This window comes from Tessaracoccus pujii, assembly GCF_054483895.1.
The window spans coordinates 2,176,164-2,197,837 of sequence record NZ_CM137012.1 but is presented as its reverse complement, the minus strand read 5'-3'; the positions used below and the strand labels follow the sequence as shown (position 1 = coordinate 2,197,837).

The window sequence follows — 21,674 nt, the reverse complement described above, 5'->3', positions numbered from 1 at the left end:
TGTGTACCTCAACCCTCATGGTCGGCCAACCCGGCCAGCAACAGCATCCGAGAGAACGTGTCGGACGTGGCCCGCGGCTGATCCATCACATCCTGGCCGTGGCCGAGCGCCCATCGGGCGATTTCGTACTCGCGTCTGGATAGCCGGTATGTCCTCACCGAGAACGATCAGTGCTACCCCTGAGGAGTCGACGAGCCGGAGGGCAGGCGGCGGCGAGTTGCTCTTCGACGAGGAGACCAGCGCCTGTCGGCTATTCCATCGGATTATCCAGAGAATCCGATGTCATGAGCGTTGACTGCCCGACGGCGACATCAGCTCGTCACCTGCGACGACGCGCCGCTGCCGCCGTGCGGGTGGAGCCACAACCGCCGCGGCCAGAGTTTCGCGCGGGGTGTGAACCTGCCGACCTCGGTCAAGTCGCGGAGGGCGAGGAGGGGGAGGGCCCCTTGTAGAGGACTCGCTTGTCAGGTTCTTTGCGGCGTTGGGGATGCCCCTCCGCTCGGTAGCGCCTGGGTTCGGGTTATGTCGACGGGGGTGCTGGGTGGTTCAGGGCCCGAGGAGTGCGAGGGGGACGACGGCGATGCCGTCGGGGCGGCGGTAGGCGTGTCTGCGGGTGTGGATGATCATCTGGTCGACGAGGCAGTCGCCGAGTTGTTGGTCGAGCCAGTTGAGGTGCTTGACGTTGGCGGGTCTGATGGTGTCGGTGAGTTTGACCTCGATCGCGATTGTGGATCGGTCTGCCGCTTCTACGATCAGGTCGATTTCGTGGTGGGTGTTCTTGGTGCGAAGGTGCCCGATGCGGGCGTCGGCTGCTTCGGCGTAGACCCGCACACCGATTGGGCGGTCAACGACTCGAAATGCGTGTGCTGTCATCGGAAACCATCACAGGTATGATGTATCTGTATCTGATTCTGTCGAACGTGAGGTGATGATGGACACTGCGATGCTTCCTGACCTGCTGCGCTACGACGACTTGGCCGCGCAGGGGCTCACCCGACATGGTCTTGACCGGCTGATCGAGTCGGGGGAGTTTGAGCGCATCGCCCCGGGTCTATTCCTGCGGGCGGGGCTCACGGATGACACGACCGCCGCGTGGATGGCGGTCGCCGCGAAGAAACCCGACGCGACGTTGTGCCTGCTCACCGCGCTGTCGCTGCACGAGCTGACAGATGAGATCCCCGCCCGCAGTGACATCGCCATCCCGCGCGGCACGCAGCCGGTCACCCTCCAGCATGCGCCGATTGCCTGGCACCGCTTCGATCCCGACACCTTCGGCATCGGGCGCCTCGAGTATGAGTTGCCGCTCGGGCTGTCCATCGGCCTGTTCTCGGGGGAGCGCACCCTGATCGACCTGTTCCGGCTGCGGCACGTATGGGGCAGCGACCTCGCCATCGGTGCGCTCAAGCGGTGGGTGCGTGGCAGGGGGAACAGTCCCGGCGCGCTACTCGCGCTGGCTGACTCCTTCCCGAAGGCGCGTCCCGCGGTTCAGTCGGCGCTGGAAGTGCTGCTGTGACCCCGAGCCCGCAGCACGGCACACCGGCGGGCGACGCGAGCATCGCCATCCGCAGGCTCGCCCGACAGGCCGGCGGAGACGTTCAGGAGCTGATGACCCTGTATGCCCTCGAAGGGTTGCTGGCGCGCATCGCACTCTCGGAGCACCGCGATGACTTCGTGCTGAAGGGCGGCGTCCTGCTGGCCGCGTTCGCTGCGCGCCGCCCGACCAAAGACATCGACCTGCAAGCCACCAGGCTTATCGGCGACCCAGAGGAGGTCGCCGAGCGCGTTCGCATCATCGCGGCGTTGGAGGTCGACGACGGGCTCGCGTTCGACCTGGCCAGCGTCACAGCGATGACGATCCGTGAGGAAGACGAGTACGCGGGAGTGCGGGTCAAGCTCACCGCGACGCTGGGCACCGCACGGCTTACTGTCGGGATCGACGTGAACTTCGGCGACCCGATCTGGCCCGCACCTCGTCTTGTAGACCTCCCCCGCGTCCTGCCCCTCGGGCTCCCGCCGGTGACGCTGCTGGGCTACCCGCTGACGATGGTGCTCGCGGAGAAGGTCGTCACCGCAATCGACCGCGGTATCGCCAACACCCGCTGGCGTGACTTCGCGGACGTGTACGTGTTGACCCGACTTCATCCGGTCGGCGCGGCCGAGTTTCGAGCGTCGGTGAAGACCGTGGCCGAGTACCGGAACGTGGCGTCCACGCCTCTTCTGCCCGCGCTCGCGCCGATGGGCGATTGGGCCCAGCAGAGGTGGCGCGCATGGCGCACACGATCCCACCGCGAGCATGAACTTCCCGCGGCGTTCGCCGACGTGCTCGCAGCGGTCGCAGGCTTCGCCGACCCCGTGCTGTCGGAGACGGCAGTGGGACAATGGAACCCTTCCGCGAAGTCCTGGGAGTGAATCGGCAGGTGCTGCTCACGCCGTGACCGACCACCGTGACCTCATCGAGATACTCCGCAGCACCGGCCAGCGCGTCACCGGCGCCGCCGACCTCATCCTCCAGGCCACTCAGCCCGGTGCCACCATCACCGATACCGCCCTCGATGCTCTCGAAAGCGCCATCCGAGTCCAGACCGACCACTCGCGTTGGGAGACGGGCTCCGCCGAAAAGGCCATCGCCCAGGAACGCCGGCTGTCGGCGCGCCGATGCTCGTCCCCTCCGTGGCCCGCTGACCATGAAGACCGTGATCCACGCGCTCGCTGCGATCACCACGACAACGTCGAAAGTTCGAACTGAAGAACACCCAGCGTGGAGCCCGAGTAGTGGCCGATGAAGCCCGAGAGCCGGCGGCCGAACACGCTGTCGTGCCGCGCCTCGAGGATCACCCTCTGGCCCCGGCCGCCTATGCTGGAGCGCAGTCCTGGACGCGAGATCCGCGAGGTTGCAAGGTTCAGTGCGATTCCCCACGCATTCCCCACGACAAGGTGACGAAATGTCAATTGAAGGCCATAAGGCCTTGCCAGGGGGCTATTGTCGGCTGACGGAAGAGAGCTTCAACTCCTCTCTCGCGCACAAAAGTGCCTCTGATTAGGGCAAATGTAGGGAATCGGCGGGAGGCGAAAGCCTCTCGCCGATTCTCTGTCTCTGGGGCTGGGTCTTCTTGTGGCAAGGGCTGATGCCGGTGGAGTGGTCCGGGTGGCTGTCGGGGGGAGGGGTTTCTTGCGGGGTTGGTGGGGCTGATTCCCCACGGGTTCCCCATGGGGAATCGTGGTCTCCTGAGGCTGTGGAGGGCTCGCCTGTGTCCCGTCTCTGGGTTGTGTCCGCTGACGGGTGCCGGGGGTGGCCGTCGTGATCGGGCGGGTGTGGCTGGTGTGCGGGCTTCGTGTGACTTTCGGCCGGAGTTTCGGCTTGTGGGGCTGCGGGTGGTCTGGGGTGTCTGTGATAATTCGGCTTGTCGTTCTCGCTGGGGTGCGGTGTGGTCGGCGCGTTGCAGCGTCGGTTTCGGGCCTGTCGACAGCTCTTCGTCCCCGGCTTGCCACGCCCATGCGGGGCTGTGAAGTGCCCCGCGGCCGAGCCCTGAGTACGCTGGGCGCCGTGTCGATTCCATCAGCGCCGGAGCCCATTCCAGCACCCTCCTCGGCTGCGGTCGGCAGCGGAGTCGACGCAGACGACCTGGCCGTGACATTGCGGGTCTTGCGCATCATCCACGAGCTCGACGAGGCCCACCCCGACTTCGTGGCCGTCCGACAGGCGACCAGCAGCATGTTCAAGGCGGTCAAGCGCCACCGCCGAGGCGTCAGGCGAGCGGCGATCCAGGACAACGACAAGGCGATCGTCGCCGGGACAGCCACGGGGGCACCCGACCGCATCGATGACGAGACGCGGGGGCTGGCGCTCACGTCAGGCGTCGAGGCGCCGACGGCCGGGACGCTCATGAAGGCCCGGCCCTGCTACATATGCAAGCAGCGGTACACGCTGGTGGACGCGTTCTACCATCAGCTCTGCCCCGCGTGTGCGGCCATGAGTCACACCAAGCGCGGGGCGCGGACGGATCTGGTCGGCAAGCGAGCGCTGCTGACCGGCGGTCGGGCCAAGATCGGCATGCACATCGCGCTCCGGCTGCTGCGCGATGGCGCCCACACCACGATCACGACACGGTTCCCGCGTGACGCGGTGCGACGTTTCGCGGCGATGCCTGACGCCGCCGACTGGCTGCATCGACTGCATGTGGTCGGCATCGACCTGCGTGATCCGTCCCAGGTCATCGCATTGGCCGACGCGGTGGCCGCCCGGGGCCCGCTGGACATCCTGATCAACAACGCGGCGCAGACCGTCCGACGCTCGGCCGGTTCGTACGCGCCCCTCGTCGACGCCGAGTCGATCCCGGTCCCGGACGGACTGTGGCCCGAAGGCCAAGGCCCAGAACTCCTGACGTTCGGGCACACACGAGACCTGCATCCTTTGGCGCTGGCCGAGTCGGTCAAGGCGCACCCGCTGCTGGCGGCGGCGGACGCCGCGGTCACCGGCTCTGCCGCCACTCACGCGGATGCCGAGGCCGCGGCCCGCCACGCCCAGCGCCTGACAGACATGGCTCTGGCTCCGGGCTCGTCGTCGCTGGCGCGTCTGGCCGATGGCTCAGCGATCGACGCGGGAGGGCTCGTTCCCGACCTTCACGACTCGAACAGCTGGGTCCAGGGCGTCGGCGAGGTGGACGCGCTCGAGATGCTCGAGGTGCAGCTCTGCAACGAGACGGCGCCGTTCATCCTCATCAGCCGCCTGCGGCCGCGCCTGGCAGAGGCGGCGAGAAGCGTGGCGAGTGGTCCGGCCCGGGCGTACGTGGTCAACGTGTCAGCGATGGAGGGGGTCTTCGCGCGCGGCTACAAGGGTCCCGGCCATCCGCACACCAACATGGCGAAGGCGGCGGTCAACATGCTGACCCGGACGAGCGCGCGGGAGCTGTTCGAGTCCGACGGCATCCTGATGACCAGCGTCGACACCGGCTGGATCACCGACGAGCGCCCGCACCCCACGAAAGTTCGGCTCGCCGAGGAGGGCTTCCATGCGCCCTTGGATCTGGTCGACGGTGCCGCTCGGGTCTACGACCCGATCGTCCGCGGGCAGGCCGGCGACGACCTGTTCGGCGTCTTCCTGAAGGACTACGCGCCCTCAGGTTGGTAGGCCACGCTCGACAAGAACTCGCCACCCCTCCGAACTGGAGGACTTCTACGTGGGCACCGCGGAGTTCCCCTTCGGGTTCATGACCCAGTACAAGCCATCGATGCTGGTCGGCGACGACAACCACCAGTCGCTCGCCGCCGGATTCCCGATCGGAAAGCGGTTCAAGTCGGCCACGGTGGTCCGGGTCAGTGACTCCAATCCCGTGCACCTGGGCCACCTGGCGCAGGCTGACGGCCGGTGGCGCATCTACGTCTTCGCCGACAGCCCGCCCGCGGGGCAGGCCTCGAAGCTCGCCGACTTCGCCGGGTGGTTAGGCTCATCGCCGGATTCGCCGCTGGCGTGGACGCCGGAAGGCGCCGACGAGGACGCCTGGTTCGACGTGAAGGTGGTCTACCAGCAGGACCACACCAACGTGGCACTGATGGAGCGCCCGCGGTGTTCAAGCCCCGGGTCGGCATGTTCGACCTGGTCCACCTGGAGAAGGTCTATGGGGTCGACCTCGCTCACCACTGTCGTCAGGCACCGGCCCGGGCTGGGATCCCGGGCCGGTGCCTGACGACAGTGGTGAGCGGGCCGCCGGCGGGCGCCGTCGGCGCCCGCCCCGGTCGAAAGGAACTCCAATTGTGACTTCTTGAGTGCGCGATGAGTGATGGTCTGCGGATGCTGCCCACGAAGGCGTGGCAGGCCCTTTGTCGGGCCCGATGAGAGACGCAATGCGCGAACCGTTCGACCGCAAGATGGATGCCGCGTACTGGCGCACAGCCGAGCGGCGTCTGGTTGGGCTGGACATCTGGACGCCGCTCAGTCCAGCACCCGCAACGACACGGCGACCATGTCTCCGTCGTCGAGATCCTCCGCATGCCTGACGGCCTTCTTCACCGGCAGAACGAAGGTGCCGCGGCTGGCATCCGGGAACACGGAGGTGTGCCAGGTGGTGCCACCGACCGTGACCTCGACCCGCACCGATCCGAACCCCCGAGGCGGCCCCGACGTCATCCGGATGACCTCCGCCAGGTCGCCGGGCACGGTGACGAAACGCCATGCGTCCTGGGCGGGCCATCGCCAGAGCTCAGCGGTGAACGTGTGCTGCTCCAAGGCGACTCACCCTCCCCGGTCGGACGCTGTCCTCCAACGCGGACTCCGCATCATCGGACGCCGACCCGCGGGATGGCCGATCCGTTCGCCCTTCCCAGTCGGAACAGCTTCCACCCCACCATCGCGAACCAGGTCGGCAGCAACAACCCGTAGATCATGTACATGGCGCCCAGGATCCCGGCCAAGGAGACGGCGTTGGTGGCCGCGATCAGGGTCCTCCACGATGGGTCTGGGCGCGTCATGTTCACGACCACGATTGTCTCAGCCCGCGGATCGCGACGGGGGAAGGGCTCTATCGTGCGTCGCCGTCGTGCCGGACGGTTCTGCCTGAGGCGTGGTTCTCGGACCCCACCCGTCTGGTGCCGTGGACTGGTCGCCACCCTCGGGCCGTCAGGGCGCCTGGAGGACGAGCTTGAGCTGTTCGACGGCCCAGCCCAGGTCGGAGGCTTGAATCGTGAGCGGCGGTGCGATGCGGATGGTCTGGCCGTGTGTGTCCTTGACCAGCACGCCGCGAGCCAGCAGCCTCTGTGCGACCTCGCGGCCGGTGCCGCGCGACGGTTCGACGTCGACCCCTGCCCACAGGCCGGCCACCCGCACCTCGGTCAGGCCGTGGCCCAGCAGCTCGTCGAGCAGACCCTTGAGATGATGCCCCAGCGTCGTCGCACGTTCCTGGAACTCGCCGGTGCGGAGCAGCTCCACCACGCGCAACCCGACCGCCGCGGCGAGCGGATTGCCGCCGAAGGTCGAGCCGTGCTCGCCGGGACGGAACACGCCGAGGACGTCGCGGTTGCCGACGACGGCCGACACCGGCAGGATGCCGCCGCCCAGTGCCTTGCCCAGCAGGTAGAGGTCGGGGACGACGCCCTCGCGGTCGCACGCGAACGTCGTCCCGACGCGACCGAGGCCGGACTGGATCTCGTCGGCGATGAGGAGCACGTTGTGCTCGGTACAGAGCTCGCGGACGGCCCGCAGGTAACCCTCCGGTGGGATGATGACGCCGGCCTCACCCTGGATGGGCTCGATGAGCACGGCGGCGGTGTTGTCGTCGATTGCTGCCTCGATCGCGGCGGCGTCCCCGTACGGCACGGTGACGAAGCCGGGCGTGAACGGCCCGAACCCCTCCCTGGTGACGGGGTCATCGCTGAACCCGACGATGGTGGTGGTGCGGCCGTGGAAGTTGCCCGCCGCCACGATGATCCGTGCGGCGTCGGCAGGGACTCCTTTGACCCGGTAGGCCCAGGCGCGGGCGGTCTTGATGCCGGTCTCGACGGCCTCTGCGCCGGTGTTCATCGGCAGCACGAGGTCCTTGCCGCACAGCTCGGCCAGGGCGGTGGCGAAGGCACCGAGCCGGTCGTTGTGGAACGCCCGGCTGGTCAGGGTGAGCCGGCCGATCTGATCGACGGCCGCCTTCACCAGCTCGGGGTGGCGGTGCCCGAAGTTCAGCGCCGAGTAGGCAGACAGCAGGTCGAGGTAGCGCCTACCGTCGACATCGGTCACCCAGACGTCCTCCGCGGTCGACACGACCACCGGAAGCGGGTCGTAGTTGCGCGCCACGTGCTCAGCCTCCTGGTGGATGAAGCGCGCCGTCGTCGTGCTCATGGTGTTCTTCCTCTCAGTTCCAGGGTGCAGCACTTGATCCCGCCGCCGCCGAGGTGCAGCTCGGACACGTCGACGGGCACGGGATGGTAGCCGCGCTCGCGCAGTTGGGCGTCGAAGCTGGTGGCGGGCGGCGAGAGGACCACGTTGCGGCCGTCGCTGACCGCGTTCAACTCGAGGCTCGCGGGTTCGGCGGCGGGCACGCGGATCGCGTCGGGGAAACGCTCGAGGAGGTCGGACTGGCCGCGCTCGTCGAAGGCCGACGGCAGGTAGGCGATGTTCGCACGCTCCACACCGCCGAGGCCCTGCACTGGATCGAGGACGCAGATGGCGGTGTCGAGGTGGTAGTACGTCGGGTTGACCAGCCGCAGCGAGATGACCTCGAGCCCGAACACACTGGCGATCTCGGTGTGGCTGTCCAGCTGGGATCGGAAGCCGTAGCCGGCGAGGATCGTCTCGCCCACCAGCAGCAGGTCGCCCTCGCCCTCCTGCGTCGCGACCGGCTGGACGACCTCGAACCCGTGGTCCGCGAACCACTCCCTGAACGGGCGTTCCTCACCCCGACGCTCGCCGACGCTGAACCTCGCGCCCATGGCCACGCCGTCGATGACGAGTCCGCTGTTGGCCGTGTAGACCATGTCGTTGAGGCCCGGGATCGGATCGATGAGTTCGACCTCGTGACCCAGTCCCAGGTATGTGTCGTGGAGCGCCTGCCACTGCCGCACAGCCCTAGCCGTATCGGTCGGATGCGCCCGGTGCATCCAGGGATTGATCTCGTAGCTCACCGTGAAGAAGTCCGGCCGGCACATCAGGTACCGGCGACGCTGCTGGATCCGCTCTTGAGAAGACATCGCCCTCCTCCACCGAGTGCGGACGGCGGACGCTGTCCTTGGACCCGGCGGCACTTCGACCCGCGGCCGAACCGCGAGGAAGAGGCGACACGAGTACGCCTGTCTCCAGTATCCATCCATCGGGCGCCGCCCAATCTCGACGCCCCGAACCCCATAGAGTCCCAGGCGTCGAGGAGCCGGTCGGGGAGTCGGATCAGGTGAGCTGCAGGAAGGCTACGAGTTCGGCGATGGTGGTCTCGGCTTCATCGAGCGTCGGCATTTCGGCGAACACCCTGAGCACCGGTTCGGTGCCGGAGAACCGCACGACGAGCCAGCCACCGTTGGCGAAATGGACCTTGCAACCGTCGAGGTAGCTGGTGTGGTCGACCGCGAGCGTGAAGGCGGGGAGCTCGCGTCGATCGAACAGGGTGGCCATGAGCTCGGCGCGCCGCGCGGGGGTGAATGAGTACGCGTTCTCCACCATGTGGGCGTCGCCGTAGCGGGCGACGACGTCGGTCCACAGGTCGCTGAGCCTCCGGTTGCTGGCAGCCAGCATCTCGACCAGCAGCGAGCCGGCGTAGACGCCGTCCTTGCCGGCGATGTGACCCCGCACAGTGAGGCCTCCCGAGGACTCACCGCCGATCACTGCATCGGTCTCGGCCATCTTGGAGCTGATGTGCTTGAAGCCGACGGGGACCTCGTAGCACTGCTGACCATGGGCGGCGGCCACGCGGTCGAGCAGGTGGGTGGTGGCGATGTTGCGCACCACGGGACCGGTCCAGCCCTTGCCGGTGAGCAGGTACTCGTAGAGCAGGACCATGATCTGGTTGGCCGAGAGGAAGTTGCCCCGGTCGTCGATGATGCCGAGCCGGTCCGCATCACCGTCGGTTGCGATGCCGAGATCGGCGCCCCGCTCGATCACCGTCTGCCTCAGCTGATGGAGGGTCTCGAGCTTGGGGGAGGGGAGGCGCCCGCCGAACATGGTGTCGTGGCGGGAGTTGATCACCTCGACGTCGCAGCGGGCCGTCATCAGCACCGTCTGCATGCACGTCTGCGCCACGCCGAACATCGGGTCGAGCACCACTCGGAGGTGGCGGTGGCGGATCGTGTCCACGTCGAGCTGTTCGAGGATGGCGTCGATGTACCAGTTCATCGAGAACTGCACGGTCACCAGAGGGTGGGTGCGCACTTCGTACTCCGGCACCGATCGCACATCGTCGGAGGAGAGGGCGTTGACCTGCTCCTGCAGGGAGCTGGTCACGTCGACGTCGGCGTCGCGCCCACCCTCGACGAACACCTTGATGCCGTTGTAGACCGCCGGGTTGTGGGAGGCGGTGACCGCCATGCCGTAGACGCAGCCCTTGTTGCGGACCGTCCACATGATCATCGGTGTCGGTGCAGGCCGATCCACCACCGTCACCGGGATCCCATTGGCCACCAGGACCTCGGTTACCCACCAGGCGGCATCGCAGGAGAGGAATCGGCGGTCGTAGCCGACCACGGTTCCCCGATCAGCGACCCCCTCGGCGTTCATGCGATTGGCCAGCCCTTGAGCGAGCAGCCGGACATTCTCCTTGGTGAAGCCGTCGGCGATGATGGCGCGCCAGCCCCCCGTCCCGAATTCGATCATGACTGCAAGCTATCGGAGTCGTCCTCTCGGCAGAGCCATGGATGCAGACACCCTGAGCGTTTGATCAGCAGTTCTGTTCAAACACCCTGTGTGACCAGCCGTGTTGAGCAGTTTGCGCGGCCAGGCTGCGCGGAGCGCGCTTCCGTCCCAGCGCGATCCTAGGATGTCGGACATGAGCGAGATCTTGCCGATGAAGGCCGTTGTCCTCTCCCGCGGACTCGGGACCCGGATGCGCCGAGCCGCCGACGTCACCCTTGACGAGGACCAGCAGAAGGCCGCAGACCTCGGCCTCAAGGCGATGATGCCGGTAGGTCACGGCGATCCTGACGGAAGCGGGGGCCCGGCGGCCAGACCGTTCATCGACCACGTGATCAGCGAGCTTGCCGATGCAGGCCTCACCGACATCTGCCTGGTCATCGGACCCGAGCACGGGCTCGTCCGCGAGTACTACGCCACCCAGCAGCTCCAGCGGGTCAGGATCTCATTCGCCGTCCAGACCGAGGCGCTCGGCACCGCGGATGCGGTCCGGGCGGCACGCGAGTTCGCCGGGGACGATCGATTCGTCATGGTCAACGCCGACAACTTCTATCCCGCAGATGCGCTGCGCGCACTCGTGACGGCCCCCGGGACCGCGGCCGTCGGTTTCGACGCGGCCGCGATGATCGAGAAGTCCAACATCCCCACCGACCGGATAGCCGCCTTCGCGATCCTTCACGCCGATACCGAGGGTCACCTGATCGACCTCATTGAGAAGCCCACCCCCGACGTCGTGGAGCGCTTCGGCCCGCACGCGCGGATCTCGATGAACTGTTTCCTGTTCGGCCCGAGCATCTTCACCGCATGCGACGCGATCGGCCCTTCCTCCCGTGGCGAGTATGAGATCGTCGACGCGGTGCGCTGGCTGGTGTCCGCCGGTGAGCCGGTCACCGTCGTGCCGGTGGCCGAGGGCGTGCTCGACATGTCGGGGCGCACCGACGTTCCGCTCGTCGCCGCGGCCCTCGCCCGCCGCAGCGTGACCCTGTGAGCGGCTGGTTCGCTCCCGGACGGATCGAGGTACTGGGTAAACACACCGATTACGCCGGCGGGCAGGTGCTGGTGTGCTCAGTCGACCGCGGCGTCACCGCGACCGTCGAACCGGGGACCCGCGGCATCCAGGCACGCAGCACGGCGCGCGACGACATGGTCATCCTGGAACCTGGCTCGGCCGTCGCCCTGCCCGCCGGGCACTGGGGCCACTATCTCAACGTCGTGGTCGACCGCCTCGGCGCTAACTTCGGGCCCCTGCGCCCCGCGCGCCTCGACATCGAATCCGACCTGCCCCTGGCCAGCGGCATGAGCAGTTCCTCCGCGCTGGTCGTTGCCGCGGCCATGGCGCTGGCCCACTTCAACGGGTTCGACCGGTCCGACGCCTGGACCGCCGCGGTCAGAGACGACATCGAGCTGGCGGGCTACCTGGCCTGCGTCGAGAACGGCCGCTCCTTCGGCCCGCTCGCCGGGCGAGCCGGGGTCGGGACGTTCGGGGGGTCCGAGGACCACACCGCGATGCTGTGCAGTCAACGCGATCACCTTGGCCAGTTCGCGTTCAACCCCGCCGGACTGGTAGAACGCGTTCGCCTCGCAGACGACCTCACCTTCGTCGTGGCGGTCAGCGGGGTCACTGCGGAGAAGACGGGAGCCGCGAAAGACGCCTACAACCAGGCCTCGCTCGCAGTCGACGAGGTGCTCGCCCGCTGGAACTCCGCCACCGGCCGCCGCGACCCGAACCTCGCGGCCGCCGTCGCCTCCGACCCGGGCGCGGCGTCCGCCATGGAGGCACTCGTCGCGGGCGAGCCACTGCTGCTCGCACGGCTTCGCCAGTTCGTGGCGGAATCCACCTGGATCGTGCCGGGAGCCGTCGCAGCGCTGCGGGCCGACGACCGGTCCGCGCTCGGTGAACTGGTCGCGGCCTCCCAGCGCTGGGCCGGAGAGGGGCTGGGCAACCAGATCCCTGAAACGGAGTCACTCGTCCGGGGCGCCCGACGACTCGGCGCGGTGGCGGCATCCGCCTTCGGCGCCGGCTTCGGGGGCAGCGTGTGGGCCCTCGTGGAACGCGCTGGGGCTGAGGACTTCGCCGACGACTGGCTCACCGCATACGCCCGGGCCCACCCGGAAGCCGCAACCCACGCCACGACACTCGCGACCCGACCATCCGGGCCGGCGCACCCGTTGGGGGAGTGAGCCAACGACTCACCGCCCGATCGGCATGCGCGATCTTCCTCCCCTGATGGTGCAGCTGCCCCGAGCGCCCCGCACTGCGGGACCTCCGGCGGGTGGGCTATAGTCGTCTCGGCAAACAACCCGCGAGGTGTCCGCGTCCGTCGAAAGGCGGCCGGGAGAATCGGGAAGCCGGTGTGACTCCGGCACAGGGCCCGCTGCGGTGAACCCGAGCGGCCGACCGTGCGTAACAACGCAACCACTGGACAGCTGTCCGGGAAGGTGGTCGGGCGTGATGAAGGGAAGTCCGAAGACCGGCCTCGCGACGAGTGCCGTCCCGTTCGCGGGATGGCCCGACCGACGGAGCCTTGTCATGATCACCCACCCGCCCACAACCGACCTCTACGAACTGATCGGACGTCGGCGCGACGTCCGCGCCGAGTTCACCGGCGCCCCCCTCCGCGACGACGTCCTGAACCGCCTGCTGGGTGCAGCGCATGCCGCGCCCAGTGTGGGTCTCAGCCAACCCTGGGACTTCATCCTCGTCCGCGACGTCGCGACGCGTCGCGCCTTCCAGGAACATGTCGCGGGAGAGCGGGACGTCTACGGGGCGTCCCTGGATGAGGAACGTCGCCGCCTATTCGACCGGATCAAGATCGAGGGCATTCTGGAATCGACCCTTGGGATCGTTTTCACCTATGACCCCGGTCGGGGCGGCCCAGCCGTGCTGGGGAGGCATGCGATCGACGACGCCGGCCTGTATTCGGTGGTCACGGCCATCCAGAACTTCTGGCTCGCGGCCACGGCGGAGGACGTGGGCGTCGGTTGGGTCTCGTTCTATCGCGAGACCTTCCTCCAGGAGCTGCTCGGGATTCCCGACGGGGTTCGGCCCGTGGCATGGCTCTGCGTGGGACCGGTCAGTCACCTGCACCCCAAGCCCGAACTCGAGCGTTGCGGATGGCGCGAGCGGCGGCCGCTGGAGCTTGCCGTGCACCGGGAGCGATGGGGCGCAACCCGTGACGAACGCCTACCCGGGAACCCCTGATCCGTGCTGACTACCGCCGCATGCCTGATGGTGCCGAGGCGGTCAGGTCTACTCAGTGTCTCGCCTGTGACGCTGATGAGTCATACGCAGGTGAGAACCACCTGAAGCTCTGAACTTGGCCGGCCGAGACCGCATGGCGGTCGCGGGGGCGTCCCGCACCAGCTTGAGAGCCCGCATTGGGCCCGACAGGGATGGGCCGGCCAGATTTCCGTCAGAAACAACGAAGGAGTAATAATGTCGATTTCCGACCTTGCACCCGACCAGGTGAAGAAGTCACCGGTCTCGGCCCGTCAACTCGCCAACATGGCGATCTTCATCGCCCTCAGCGCGGTCGGCTCCCTGATCAAGATCCCGAGCCCGCTGGGTTCGATCGGGCTCGACTCGGCGCCGGGTTTCTTCTCGGCCCTGGCATTCGGCGGCTGGACAGGTTTCATCGTCATCGCCGTCGGACACCTGCTGGCGGCAGCCATCGTCGGCTTTCCGCTGACGCTGCCGATGCATCTCGTGATCGCGCTCGGCATGGGGGTGTGCGCGATCGTGTTCCGGTGGCTGGGGCGCCGCGGCGGGCCGGTGTGGCTGATCGTTGCGGTAGTCGTCGCTGCGATCCTGAACAGCTTCGGTCTCGGCCTGATGGTGCTGCCGATCGGCGGCTGGGGCATGTATGCGGCAACCGTCCCGTCCTTGCTGGTGGCTGCGGTGATGAACCTGGTGATCGCGGCGATCGCCTACTCCGCGGTACGCAACAGCAGGCTTCTGAACTGACCTGATGACGCACTCGTTGGAGGTCGTCGGCGTCAGCTATCGCTACCCGAAGGCCGACGCCGACGTCCTCCACGGGATCGACCTGAGCTTCCCGGCCGGCAGCTTCACAGTGGTGATGGGGCAGACCGGGGCCGGGAAGTCGACGCTGCTGATGACCCTGAACGGTGTGATCCCGCACCTCAAGGAGGGAAGCATGCAGGGGAGGGTGGTGATGGACGGGCAGGACCTGAGCGGTTTCCGCGTCCAGACCATCACCCGGTACGTCGGGCTGGTTCTACAGGATGCGGAGAGTCAGATCCTTGGCCGCAGTGTCGCCGAGGATGTGGCCTTCGGTCCCCGCAACTATCTTGTGGACCGTGACGAGATCCGCGCCCGGGTCCTGCAGAGCCTTCGCCAGGTGCAACTGGACGGCTTCGACGGACGGGAGACCTCGCAGCTGTCCGGCGGCCAGAAGCAGCGGCTGGCCATTGCCGGCATCCTGGCGTTGCGGCCGCGGGTGATCTGCCTGGATGAACCCACCTCGGAGCTCGACCCGCAGGGCCGCGACGAGATCTATGCCACCGTGGATGTTCTCCGACGCGCTGGTGAGGTGACGATCGTCGCTGTCGAGCACGGCAGCGGTGACATCGTCGGGCGCGCTGATCACCTGGTCGCCATCAAGGACGGCCGGGTCAGCTGGCAGGGACCGCCGAGCGAATTCTTCCGAGACCTCGACCTGGTCACCGACAACCGGGTCAAGCCGCTGCCGATCGCCGTCGTCGGCGCCGGGCTGGCCACCGCCGGACTGATCGAGTCCGGCGACATCCCCCTCTCCGTGGACGATGCGGAAGCCTTGATCCGTCGGCTCGCCTCCGGCTCCCTGCCGGCCGCCCCGCCTCCGCCCGGGCCCGCTGCCAGCAGGGTGGGCGGTCCGGTCGTCGAGTTGCGGCAGCTGGTGCACACGTATGACGGCGGCCACCGCGGGCTTGCCGAGGTCGACCTGACCATCGGCCGTGGCGAATTCGTGGCCATCGTCGGACGCAACGGCGCAGGGAAGACGACGCTGGCCAAGCATCTCAACCGCCTTCTGGACCCGACCTCGGGCACGGTGCTGATCAACGGCATCAACACCGCCACCCTCACACCGGCCGAACTGGCTCGTCACGTCGGCTATGTATTCCAGAATCCCGACCACCAGATCTTCAACACCAGCGTGGGGGGAGAGGTCGGCTACGGGCTGAAATTGGCCGGATTGTCCGACGCCGAGATCGACACACGGATCGGCGAGGCGCTGGATGTCGTCGGCCTGACGGCCCGGCGCAACGAGCATCCGTTCTCGCTGGGCAAGGGGGAACGCCAGCGCGTCGCGGTCGCTTCCGTCCTCGCGCTGCGCCCGGAGATCCTCGTGGTGGATGAGCCGACGACAGGGCAGGACTGGGCTGGCGTGCAGAGCATCATGGCCCTCATCGGCCAGCTCAACCGGGCCGGAACCACCATCGTGATGATCACCCACGACATGGACGTCGTCGCCCACCATGCCCGACGCGTGATCGTGATGAACGACGGAAGGATCGCTGCCGACGGTCCCACCGCGGATGTACTGGCACGCACCGACGTACTCGCCTCGGCCGCAGTCGCTACCACGCAGCCCGTCGATCTGTCGCTGCGCCTGTGGCCGCAGGCATCGCCGATCCTTGACGAGGCCGAGCTCGGCGAGCACCTGGCCGACGAGCTCGTCCGGAGGAGGCTCCGGATATGATGCTCGATCGCCTCGACGTGAGGGTGAAGATCCTCGCCTTCGTGACGGTGTTGGTCGGCATGTTCGTGTTCTCCGACCCACTCGCCAATGCCAGCCTGCTGGTGTTGCTGCTTGCAGCCTTGGCCGCCACCCGGACCCCCTTGCGCGGACTGTGGGCGATGCTGCAGCCGCTGCTGCTTGTCCAGGTGCTGATCGTCGCCGTGACGATGTTCACCAGCACCCAGTTCACCCGTCCCGGGTTGCACGCCGAGTTGTTCTCGCTGTGGGGGATGCCTGCGACGCTCGGTGGCCTCCTGGTGGGGCTGAACTTCGCCGTGCGGATCCTGCTGATGGTCGTGGCCACCTACGCCTTCACCGTCAGCACGCCCATCGACGACCTGCTCGAGGTGCTCAGCTGGATCCACGCCCCGTACTGGTTGTCGATCATGGTGACCACGTCGATCGCATTCGTCCCGACCATGGGACGCAAGAAGGAGATGATCGTGGCGGCGCAGCGGGCCCGTGGCGCCCGCATCGTCGATTCGGGACCGGTGAGCCGGCTCGTCTCCCTCGTCCCGATCATGGTGCCGCTGGTGACCACCTCGATCCTGATGGCGGACAACCTCGCGGTGGCCATGACCAGCCGCGGCTACGGCGCCAACACCACCATGACCCGAATGCGTGACCTGCGGTTGCGCCCCGTCGATCTCGTGGTGATGGCTCTCGTTCTGCTTGTGCTCGGCGGAATCCTGGTGGTTCGTTTCGGATGGGAATCGGGAGTGTTGTGATGAACCAGATGGGGGATCTCGCCATGACGACAACGCCCGCACCAGAGCTGCGCCGGATCAGGGACTTGGTGATCATCAACGACCTGGTCATCGCCACCGACTCGATCGGCGGCATCGGGCCGAAGCCGGCGGACACCATCTACGCCGATGCGGCCACCGTCGCCCACTTCGCCGTCCGTGTCCCCCTGCTCGAAGTGATCTGCGCCGGCGCGACGCCGATTCTCGTGATCAACGACCTGTGTGTCGAATTCGAACCCACCGGACGTCAGATGATCGCCGAGATCCACCGACTCGCAGCGGGGGTCGGGGTACCGCCGGAGGCCGTCGCCGGCAGTACAGAAGAGAACGTCCGCACCGAGGCCACCGGCATCGGAGTGACCGTCGTGGGGCGCCTTGATGACACCGCCACGACGAGGCCGGGCGGCGCCCACGACGGCGACCTCGTCCTGTGTGCAGGACTGCCCGTCTCCGCGCCGCGCGACGACATCCACATCGGCCACCCCGACCAGGTCACGATGGCCGCCGTGGCGGCGGTGATCGCGAGTGGCATCGTCCACGACGCACTTCCCGTCGGATCGAAGGGCCTGAACTGGGAGGTGCCGCAATTGGCGGCCTCGGCCGACCTCGGCGTCGACTGGCTGCCGTCAACAGTCTCGCGAACGGACTCCGGCGGCCCGTCCAGCTGTGTCTTGTTCAGCGTCGACTCCGCGTCGGCTGAACTTGTTCGAACTCTGTGCGCTCCGGCACCCGTCCACGCGGTGGCGCGCCTACAGCGACGGGGTCTGCCTCATTAGCGGCGGGCGCCGCGCAGCCTCCGCGGAAGATTCACGTGGGCTCCGCAACGTAGGTTGCCGCGAGGAAACGGCGGACGTCAGCGATTTCGGCGGCGCTGAGCGTGTGCGCGAGCCCGGGGTACACGCGCCGCTCGAGCCGCGCATGTCGCGGCAGCCACGATTCGGTGCGGGCGATCGCCGGCGCAGCGATGACCCGGTCCTGGGAGCCACGGCCCCAGAACACGGCAGGGGGGTTCTCGGCGAGGAGGTCGTCGCCGGGTTGTGGCGCACCCAGGATGAAGCCGCTGAGGATGACGGGGGCGAGTACCCGCTCCGGGCGGGTGCGCAGGAGCTGGCTCGCCATCAGCCCGCCCTGCGAGAAGCCGATCGGGACCAGACGGGTGTCGGGGGACAGGTGGGCGTCCACCCAGGCCCAGATCGTGTCGGTCGCCCTGGTGACCGTCTCGGGGTCGGGGTTTCCGGGCGTGGTGACCGGGAACCAGGCGGCGCCGTGCCCGAGGTCGACGGGGGCGCGCAGGGAAGCCCACGGCACGGAAAGACCCAGAGGCGTGGCCAGCCCGGTCAGGTCGTGTTCGTTCGAGCCATAGCCGTGGAGGAGGAGCACGACGACTGGGGCGAGGGGCGTCCAGTCGGCTGAGCGCACGTCTTGCAGAGCGGTGGTCATCGCGCGATCAGCTCCTCGGTGGACAGGTCCGGCACGGCGAGGGTGACCTGGGTGCCCCATGGGTCGGCGACGGAGACGGAGCGGCCGTCGCCGGCGAAGGGGATCGAGCGGGCACGCAGGCGCGCCGTGAGTGCGTCCAGGTCTGCCGCGGCGGGAACGGTGACGGCCACATCGCCCAGGCCCAGGCCGGCGGCGCGGGGTCCGGAGCCGCGGCTGTTCCAGATGTTCATCGCGACGTGGTGGTGGTACCCGCCTGCCGAGGCGAAGAGGGCGCCGGGGTAGGCGCTCTGCGTGGTCTCGAATCCGAGCGCGTCCACGTAGAAGGCGCGGGCCGTCGCGATGTCGCCGACCTGAAGGTGCACGTGGCCGACGGTTCCTGCCAGCGACGATCCGGCGTCGACCGCCTGCTGGGTCAGGTGCTGTTGCAGGTAGGCCCTCGGGTCTAGGTAGTTGGTGGCCATGACGATCTCGTCGCCCTGACGTGTCCAGAGATGACGGGGCCGGTCGGTGTACAGCTCGACGCCGTTGCCCTCGGGGTCGGTGAAGTAGAACGCCTCGCTGACGAGGTGGTCGCTGGATCCGAGGAAGCGGCTCGCAGGCTGCTGGGCGGCTCGGTACACGGTCGCGGCGAGGCTGGCAGCGTCCTCGAAGAGGAAGGCCGTGTGGAACAGGCCCGGTAGGCGCGGGTCGACACCGGGCAGGCCGGGGGTGTGCACCAGCCGCACCAGCGGCGTCCGGCCCCGTCCCAGCACGCGGTGGACCTCCCGGCCGCGGCTGCGCTCTTCGAGCGCGTCGAGCGCGAACGCCTGCGTGTAGTACGTGGACATGGCCTCGAGGTCACCGACCCGCAGCGTGACCGCGCCCATGGAGGTGTCGGGGTTGAGGGTGTGTTCGTCGGTGGCGACGGTCATGGTGGGTCTCCAGGTGGTCGAAGGCCGGTCGGGGGCCGGGTGCCGGCCGCGACGTGGTCAGTGGGGTGGTCGTTCAGCGGATGACAGCCGACCGCCGGGCCAGGGGCGGCCGCGCGCTGGCGTGGTTGTAGTTTCAACTATATAGAGGATTGGTTGCACATGCAACCGTTTGGCGCGACGCCGATCCACGGGTTCGCAATGCCTCGGTGCCCGATCCTGGGGGTCAACCGCAGCTCCAACGCCAACAGCCACAACGGAAGGATCCCGATCAGAATACGGGCACCGCGTTACCGAGCTGCGCCAGAGCCGTCACGGCGACCCCCATCCGCGCGGGCGGCCGCGACGTACCCGATCCCGCTGGCGAGCACGACGGACACGACGAAAGAGATCAGGGTCAGCGGCAGCGTCACCCCCAAGCGCGACGATGTCGGGCAGCACCGGGGTACCGGAGATGAATGAGGTGCCCACGCGCCAACTGATCCGCGCACTACCTCGCCTCCCTGCCGCCCGTGCGTCTGGCCGGTGATTCAGTGGGCCCTTGCGACCGCCGAGTAGATCACGAAGAGATGGCGCCGTAGCATCAGAGGCGCGCTTACCAGAAGGAGCACGAGTCATGATCGCCTCAACACCTGTCAATGACGAAGGCCAGTCCGGCCACGCGTGGGGCAGGGCACGCTGGGTCGGCGTGGCCGACGTGCGAGACGCTGTCATCGTCGCATGGTCGGTCCATGAGGTGCGCTGGGATGAGTCGCACGACGCCGGCACGCACGGATCGCACCACGCCCGCGTGGTGACGTTCCTCAGGGAGCAGGGCGTCGAGGCGGTCGTCGTTGATCACATGGGGGAGGGGATGGCCCGCATGATGCGCACCATGGGCATCCACGTCCTGCCCGCCTCGCCAGGTGACGCACAGTTGTCTGTGCTCAACGCCGTCGCGGGCCTCTGACCACAGCGCCCCCGGCCGCCGATACGCGCCCGTTGGTGGTACTAGCGCGGGACGCCGCGCCGGGGTGGGCACACGGTCGCAGTGCTAGCCATTGCCCACTGGTGGTGGGCCCCAGATGGTGGCGCTGCGGCGGATGAGGTCGTCGAGGTCTGGCCCGGGGTCGTCAGGAAGGTCTGGGTCTGGCGGGTCGGGGTCGTGTGGGCGTGGTGGTGCCGCGGCGTGGGGTTCGAGTTGCTGCAGCCGGTGGCGTTGGTGCTGCCTCGGCCGACGGGCGGGGTCGATGTGTCTTGGTGGCGTGAACCATGGGGTGCCGGTGGCGGGATCAAGTGCCACCTGCCACTGGGATTCCTCGGATTGCTGGGGGTCTGGTTCGACGAGCCGGTGATGGTACGGGCACAGCAACACGCCGTTGGCGATCGACGTGTCCCCGCCGGCCCACCACGGAAGGATGTGATGCGCTTCGCAGGCGGCGGGGGTGGCGGTGCAGCCGGGGAACACACATCCCTGGTCCCGCTGCAGCAGCGCCGCACGGATGGCGGGGGTGAACAGGCGATGGGTCCGGCCGACATCCAGCGGCCGCGATGCCGTGCCGAGGGCGATGGGGATCAGCCCGGCGTCGCAGGCCAGGCGGCGGGCCTCCGCGGCGGACAGGCCTTCCACCCCGCCCGCCCCGCCGGTGTCGAGGAGGGCGACCGTCCCGAGACCGGTGGTCAGGGTGTCCAGATCGAGGGTGATGTGGACCTGGGGCCGGTCCACCCCGTGCCTGGGTAACCCGCCGCTGCCTGCCGCGTGCTGGACGAGCAGGACCAGGGCATCAGCGCGGCGGGTGTCGCGGCCCGGGGTCTCGCCGGTGTGCTGATAGGCGGAGGCCGGTGGCATCAACGCATCCAACTGCGCCGACAGGAGCGCGGCGTCGGCGACGGGCAGTTGCCCGGTGATCCGCATCGACCCGTGGAAGTCCGGCGCCAGACGCAGGAACCGATCCCGGCGTGCGGCGGCCTCTTCACGGGCCAGGCGTTTCGCGTCGTCGGCATCCGCCTGCTCCGGGTCGATCACCTCGACCAACCGGGCCGCCAGCACGCGTAGCTCTGCCGGGCCCAGGGTGTCCACGTGGGCCAGGATCAGCTCCTGACACTCGATCAGCTGCGCGCGGGACCACCGCTCGGGCAACTTCCGCAACCCGGCCACGATCCCCTCCGCCTGCGCCAGCGAGATGGAGCCGTCGTTCAACGCGCCACCGATCACCCCGAACCGTTCCCCGAGATCCTGCGCGAGCCGCAACGCGGCCGCGGCCTGCGCTGGGGTGCTGCGCACCGACTGGCGGACCTCCTCGACCACCGCCTCCGCGGCCGCGACCCGGGCCTCGTGGAGCAGGTGCAGCCGCAGCCCCGCCAGCTGGGCCTCCGCCTCAGCGACCGCCTCCACCAACCCACCCAGCCGTGCCACCGCCGCGACATCCGCACCCAGCGACCCCGCGACACCCCACAGCGCGGCGATGTACCGCTGCCCCAGGTCCCGCACCGAATCGCTCACGCGTGCTATTCTAGCACCATGTATTCGATGCACACAAGATCA

The 21,674-nt window shown here is 68.2% G+C and carries 22 protein-coding genes and 1 riboswitch; of the genes, 13 read left to right on the top strand and 9 right to left on the bottom strand.

Annotation, left to right across the window (positions count from 1 at the left end; genetic code table 11):
• Nucleotides 1–546: 546 nt before the first annotated feature.
• Nucleotides 547–873, bottom strand: coding sequence for a DUF4143 domain-containing protein (locus ACX1D0_RS10625; RefSeq protein ID WP_459017851.1), 327 nt, complete (start codon nt 871–873; stop codon nt 547–549).
• A 55-nt stretch (nt 874–928) separates the two neighbouring features.
• Here ACX1D0_RS10625 and ACX1D0_RS10620 point away from each other — a divergent pair, with 55 nt between their 5' ends.
• The 5 genes from ACX1D0_RS10620 (at nt 929) to ACX1D0_RS10600 (ending at nt 5,684) form a co-directional block, all read left to right on the top strand.
• On the top strand, nt 929–1,513 hold the full coding sequence (locus ACX1D0_RS10620) for a type IV toxin-antitoxin system AbiEi family antitoxin domain-containing protein (RefSeq protein ID WP_459017850.1): 585 nt from the start codon (nt 929–931) through the stop codon (nt 1,511–1,513).
• Nucleotides 1,510–2,409 (top strand): nucleotidyl transferase AbiEii/AbiGii toxin family protein, encoded by a 900-nt coding sequence (locus tag ACX1D0_RS10615; RefSeq protein WP_459017849.1) that lies wholly within the window; start codon nt 1,510–1,512, stop codon nt 2,407–2,409. The genes ACX1D0_RS10620 and ACX1D0_RS10615 overlap by 4 nt, the downstream gene beginning before the upstream one ends.
• Nucleotides 2,410–2,431: 22 nt before the next feature.
• Nucleotides 2,432–2,746 (top strand): hypothetical protein, encoded by a 315-nt coding sequence (locus ACX1D0_RS10610; protein ID WP_459017848.1) that lies wholly within the window; start codon nt 2,432–2,434, stop codon nt 2,744–2,746.
• Nucleotides 2,747–3,544: 798 nt separating this feature from the next.
• On the top strand, nt 3,545–5,128 hold the full coding sequence (locus ACX1D0_RS10605; RefSeq protein WP_459017847.1) for an SDR family NAD(P)-dependent oxidoreductase: 1,584 nt from the start codon (nt 3,545–3,547) through the stop codon (nt 5,126–5,128).
• A 49-nt stretch (nt 5,129–5,177) separates the two neighbouring features.
• Complete coding sequence (locus ACX1D0_RS10600) at nt 5,178–5,684, top strand: FAD-dependent phenol hydoxylase family protein (protein WP_459017846.1); 507 nt, start codon at nt 5,178–5,180, stop codon at nt 5,682–5,684.
• A gap of 245 nt (nt 5,685–5,929) precedes the next feature.
• On the opposite strand, the gene ACX1D0_RS10595 is transcribed toward ACX1D0_RS10600, so the two are convergent.
• From ACX1D0_RS10595 to ACX1D0_RS10575, 5 genes are all read right to left on the bottom strand, one after another.
• A complete protein-coding gene (locus ACX1D0_RS10595) occupies nt 5,930–6,223 on the bottom strand; it encodes a DUF1905 domain-containing protein (protein ID WP_459017845.1) in 294 nt (97 codons plus the stop codon).
• A gap of 50 nt (nt 6,224–6,273) precedes the next feature.
• Nucleotides 6,274–6,465 carry a hypothetical protein gene (locus tag ACX1D0_RS10590; protein ID WP_459017844.1) on the bottom strand — a complete coding sequence of 64 codons (192 nt, stop codon included), beginning with the start codon at nt 6,463–6,465 and terminating at the stop codon, nt 6,274–6,276.
• Nucleotides 6,466–6,613: 148 nt separating this feature from the next.
• Complete coding sequence (gene rocD, locus ACX1D0_RS10585; RefSeq protein WP_459017843.1) at nt 6,614–7,822, bottom strand: ornithine--oxo-acid transaminase; 1,209 nt, start codon at nt 7,820–7,822, stop codon at nt 6,614–6,616.
• Nucleotides 7,819–8,670: a dimethylargininase gene (ddaH, locus tag ACX1D0_RS10580; protein ID WP_459017842.1), complete on the bottom strand. Its 852-nt coding sequence runs from the start codon at nt 8,668–8,670 to the stop codon at nt 7,819–7,821. The genes rocD and ddaH overlap by 4 nt, the downstream gene beginning before the upstream one ends.
• Nucleotides 8,671–8,863: 193 nt before the next feature.
• Complete coding sequence (locus ACX1D0_RS10575; protein ID WP_459017841.1) at nt 8,864–10,279, bottom strand: phosphoglucomutase/phosphomannomutase family protein; 1,416 nt, start codon at nt 10,277–10,279, stop codon at nt 8,864–8,866.
• Nucleotides 10,280–10,451: 172 nt separating this feature from the next.
• Between ACX1D0_RS10575 and ACX1D0_RS10570 the strand changes: the two genes are divergently transcribed.
• The 7 genes from ACX1D0_RS10570 (at nt 10,452) to ACX1D0_RS10540 (ending at nt 17,578) form a co-directional block, all read left to right on the top strand.
• A complete protein-coding gene (locus ACX1D0_RS10570; protein ID WP_459017840.1) occupies nt 10,452–11,303 on the top strand; it encodes a nucleotidyltransferase family protein in 852 nt (283 codons plus the stop codon).
• Nucleotides 11,300–12,496: a galactokinase family protein gene (locus tag ACX1D0_RS10565; protein WP_459017839.1), complete on the top strand. Its 1,197-nt coding sequence runs from the start codon at nt 11,300–11,302 to the stop codon at nt 12,494–12,496. Before ACX1D0_RS10570 ends, ACX1D0_RS10565 begins: the two co-directional genes overlap by 4 nt.
• A 108-nt stretch (nt 12,497–12,604) precedes the next feature.
• A riboswitch (cobalamin riboswitch) is annotated at nt 12,605–12,809 on the top strand.
• 36 nt (nt 12,810–12,845) lie between these two features.
• Nucleotides 12,846–13,517 carry a 5,6-dimethylbenzimidazole synthase gene (bluB, locus tag ACX1D0_RS10560; protein ID WP_459017838.1) on the top strand — a complete coding sequence of 224 codons (672 nt, stop codon included), beginning with the start codon at nt 12,846–12,848 and terminating at the stop codon, nt 13,515–13,517.
• 234 nt (nt 13,518–13,751) lie between these two features.
• Entirely contained in the window at nt 13,752–14,279 is a 528-nt protein-coding gene (locus tag ACX1D0_RS10555; protein ID WP_459017837.1) for an ECF transporter S component, read from the top strand.
• Nucleotides 14,280–14,283: 4 nt separating this feature from the next.
• Nucleotides 14,284–16,017: an ABC transporter ATP-binding protein gene (locus ACX1D0_RS10550; protein ID WP_459017836.1), complete on the top strand. Its 1,734-nt coding sequence runs from the start codon at nt 14,284–14,286 to the stop codon at nt 16,015–16,017.
• Nucleotides 16,014–16,784: an energy-coupling factor transporter transmembrane component T family protein gene (locus ACX1D0_RS10545; protein ID WP_459017835.1), complete on the top strand. Its 771-nt coding sequence runs from the start codon at nt 16,014–16,016 to the stop codon at nt 16,782–16,784. The genes ACX1D0_RS10550 and ACX1D0_RS10545 overlap by 4 nt, the downstream gene beginning before the upstream one ends.
• A 23-nt stretch (nt 16,785–16,807) precedes the next feature.
• Entirely contained in the window at nt 16,808–17,578 is a 771-nt protein-coding gene (locus ACX1D0_RS10540; RefSeq protein ID WP_459017834.1) for an AIR synthase family protein, read from the top strand.
• Nucleotides 17,579–17,609: 31 nt separating this feature from the next.
• Here the strand turns inward: ACX1D0_RS10540 and ACX1D0_RS10535 are convergent, their stop codons facing one another.
• The gene (locus tag ACX1D0_RS10535; protein ID WP_459017833.1) at nt 17,610–18,242 is read right to left on the bottom strand and encodes an alpha/beta hydrolase; all 633 of its coding nucleotides are present in this window, start codon (nt 18,240–18,242) and stop codon (nt 17,610–17,612) included.
• Complete coding sequence (locus tag ACX1D0_RS10530; RefSeq protein ID WP_459017832.1) at nt 18,239–19,153, bottom strand: VOC family protein; 915 nt, start codon at nt 19,151–19,153, stop codon at nt 18,239–18,241. Before ACX1D0_RS10530 ends, ACX1D0_RS10535 begins: the two co-directional genes overlap by 4 nt.
• A gap of 613 nt (nt 19,154–19,766) precedes the next feature.
• Here ACX1D0_RS10530 and ACX1D0_RS10525 point away from each other — a divergent pair.
• Complete coding sequence (locus tag ACX1D0_RS10525; RefSeq protein ID WP_459017831.1) at nt 19,767–20,099, top strand: NifB/NifX family molybdenum-iron cluster-binding protein; 333 nt, start codon at nt 19,767–19,769, stop codon at nt 20,097–20,099.
• An 84-nt stretch (nt 20,100–20,183) separates the two neighbouring features.
• Here ACX1D0_RS10525 and ACX1D0_RS10520 read toward each other — a convergent pair whose 3' ends face one another.
• Nucleotides 20,184–21,632: an HNH endonuclease signature motif containing protein gene (locus ACX1D0_RS10520; protein WP_459017830.1), complete on the bottom strand. Its 1,449-nt coding sequence runs from the start codon at nt 21,630–21,632 to the stop codon at nt 20,184–20,186.
• Nucleotides 21,633–21,674: the final 42 nt, after the last annotated feature.

What these genes read in the sequence shown, in the direction of transcription:
- ACX1D0_RS10575 (WP_459017841.1), bottom strand. Translation starts at nt 10,279, where the DNA reads ATGATCGAATTCGGGACGGGGGGCTGGCGCGCCATCATCGCCGACGGC.
- ACX1D0_RS10555 (WP_459017837.1), top strand. Translation starts at nt 13,752, where the DNA reads ATGTCGATTTCCGACCTTGCACCCGACCAGGTGAAGAAGTCACCGGTC.
- ACX1D0_RS10550 (WP_459017836.1), top strand. Translation starts at nt 14,284, where the DNA reads ATGACGCACTCGTTGGAGGTCGTCGGCGTCAGCTATCGCTACCCGAAG.
- ACX1D0_RS10620 (WP_459017850.1), top strand. Translation starts at nt 929, where the DNA reads ATGATGGACACTGCGATGCTTCCTGACCTGCTGCGCTACGACGACTTG.
- rocD (WP_459017843.1), bottom strand. Translation starts at nt 7,822, where the DNA reads ATGAGCACGACGACGGCGCGCTTCATCCACCAGGAGGCTGAGCACGTG.
- ACX1D0_RS10590 (WP_459017844.1), bottom strand. Translation starts at nt 6,465, where the DNA reads ATGACGCGCCCAGACCCATCGTGGAGGACCCTGATCGCGGCCACCAAC.
- ACX1D0_RS10625 (WP_459017851.1), bottom strand. Translation starts at nt 873, where the DNA reads ATGACAGCACACGCATTTCGAGTCGTTGACCGCCCAATCGGTGTGCGG.
- ACX1D0_RS10545 (WP_459017835.1), top strand. Translation starts at nt 16,014, where the DNA reads ATGATGCTCGATCGCCTCGACGTGAGGGTGAAGATCCTCGCCTTCGTG.
- ACX1D0_RS10570 (WP_459017840.1), top strand. Translation starts at nt 10,452, where the DNA reads ATGAGCGAGATCTTGCCGATGAAGGCCGTTGTCCTCTCCCGCGGACTC.
- bluB (WP_459017838.1), top strand. Translation starts at nt 12,846, where the DNA reads ATGATCACCCACCCGCCCACAACCGACCTCTACGAACTGATCGGACGT.
- ACX1D0_RS10540 (WP_459017834.1), top strand. Translation starts at nt 16,808, where the DNA reads ATGACGACAACGCCCGCACCAGAGCTGCGCCGGATCAGGGACTTGGTG.
- ACX1D0_RS10530 (WP_459017832.1), bottom strand. Translation starts at nt 19,153, where the DNA reads ATGACCGTCGCCACCGACGAACACACCCTCAACCCCGACACCTCCATG.
- ACX1D0_RS10525 (WP_459017831.1), top strand. Translation starts at nt 19,767, where the DNA reads ATGATCGCCTCAACACCTGTCAATGACGAAGGCCAGTCCGGCCACGCG.
- ddaH (WP_459017842.1), bottom strand. Translation starts at nt 8,670, where the DNA reads ATGTCTTCTCAAGAGCGGATCCAGCAGCGTCGCCGGTACCTGATGTGC.
- ACX1D0_RS10535 (WP_459017833.1), bottom strand. Translation starts at nt 18,242, where the DNA reads ATGACCACCGCTCTGCAAGACGTGCGCTCAGCCGACTGGACGCCCCTC.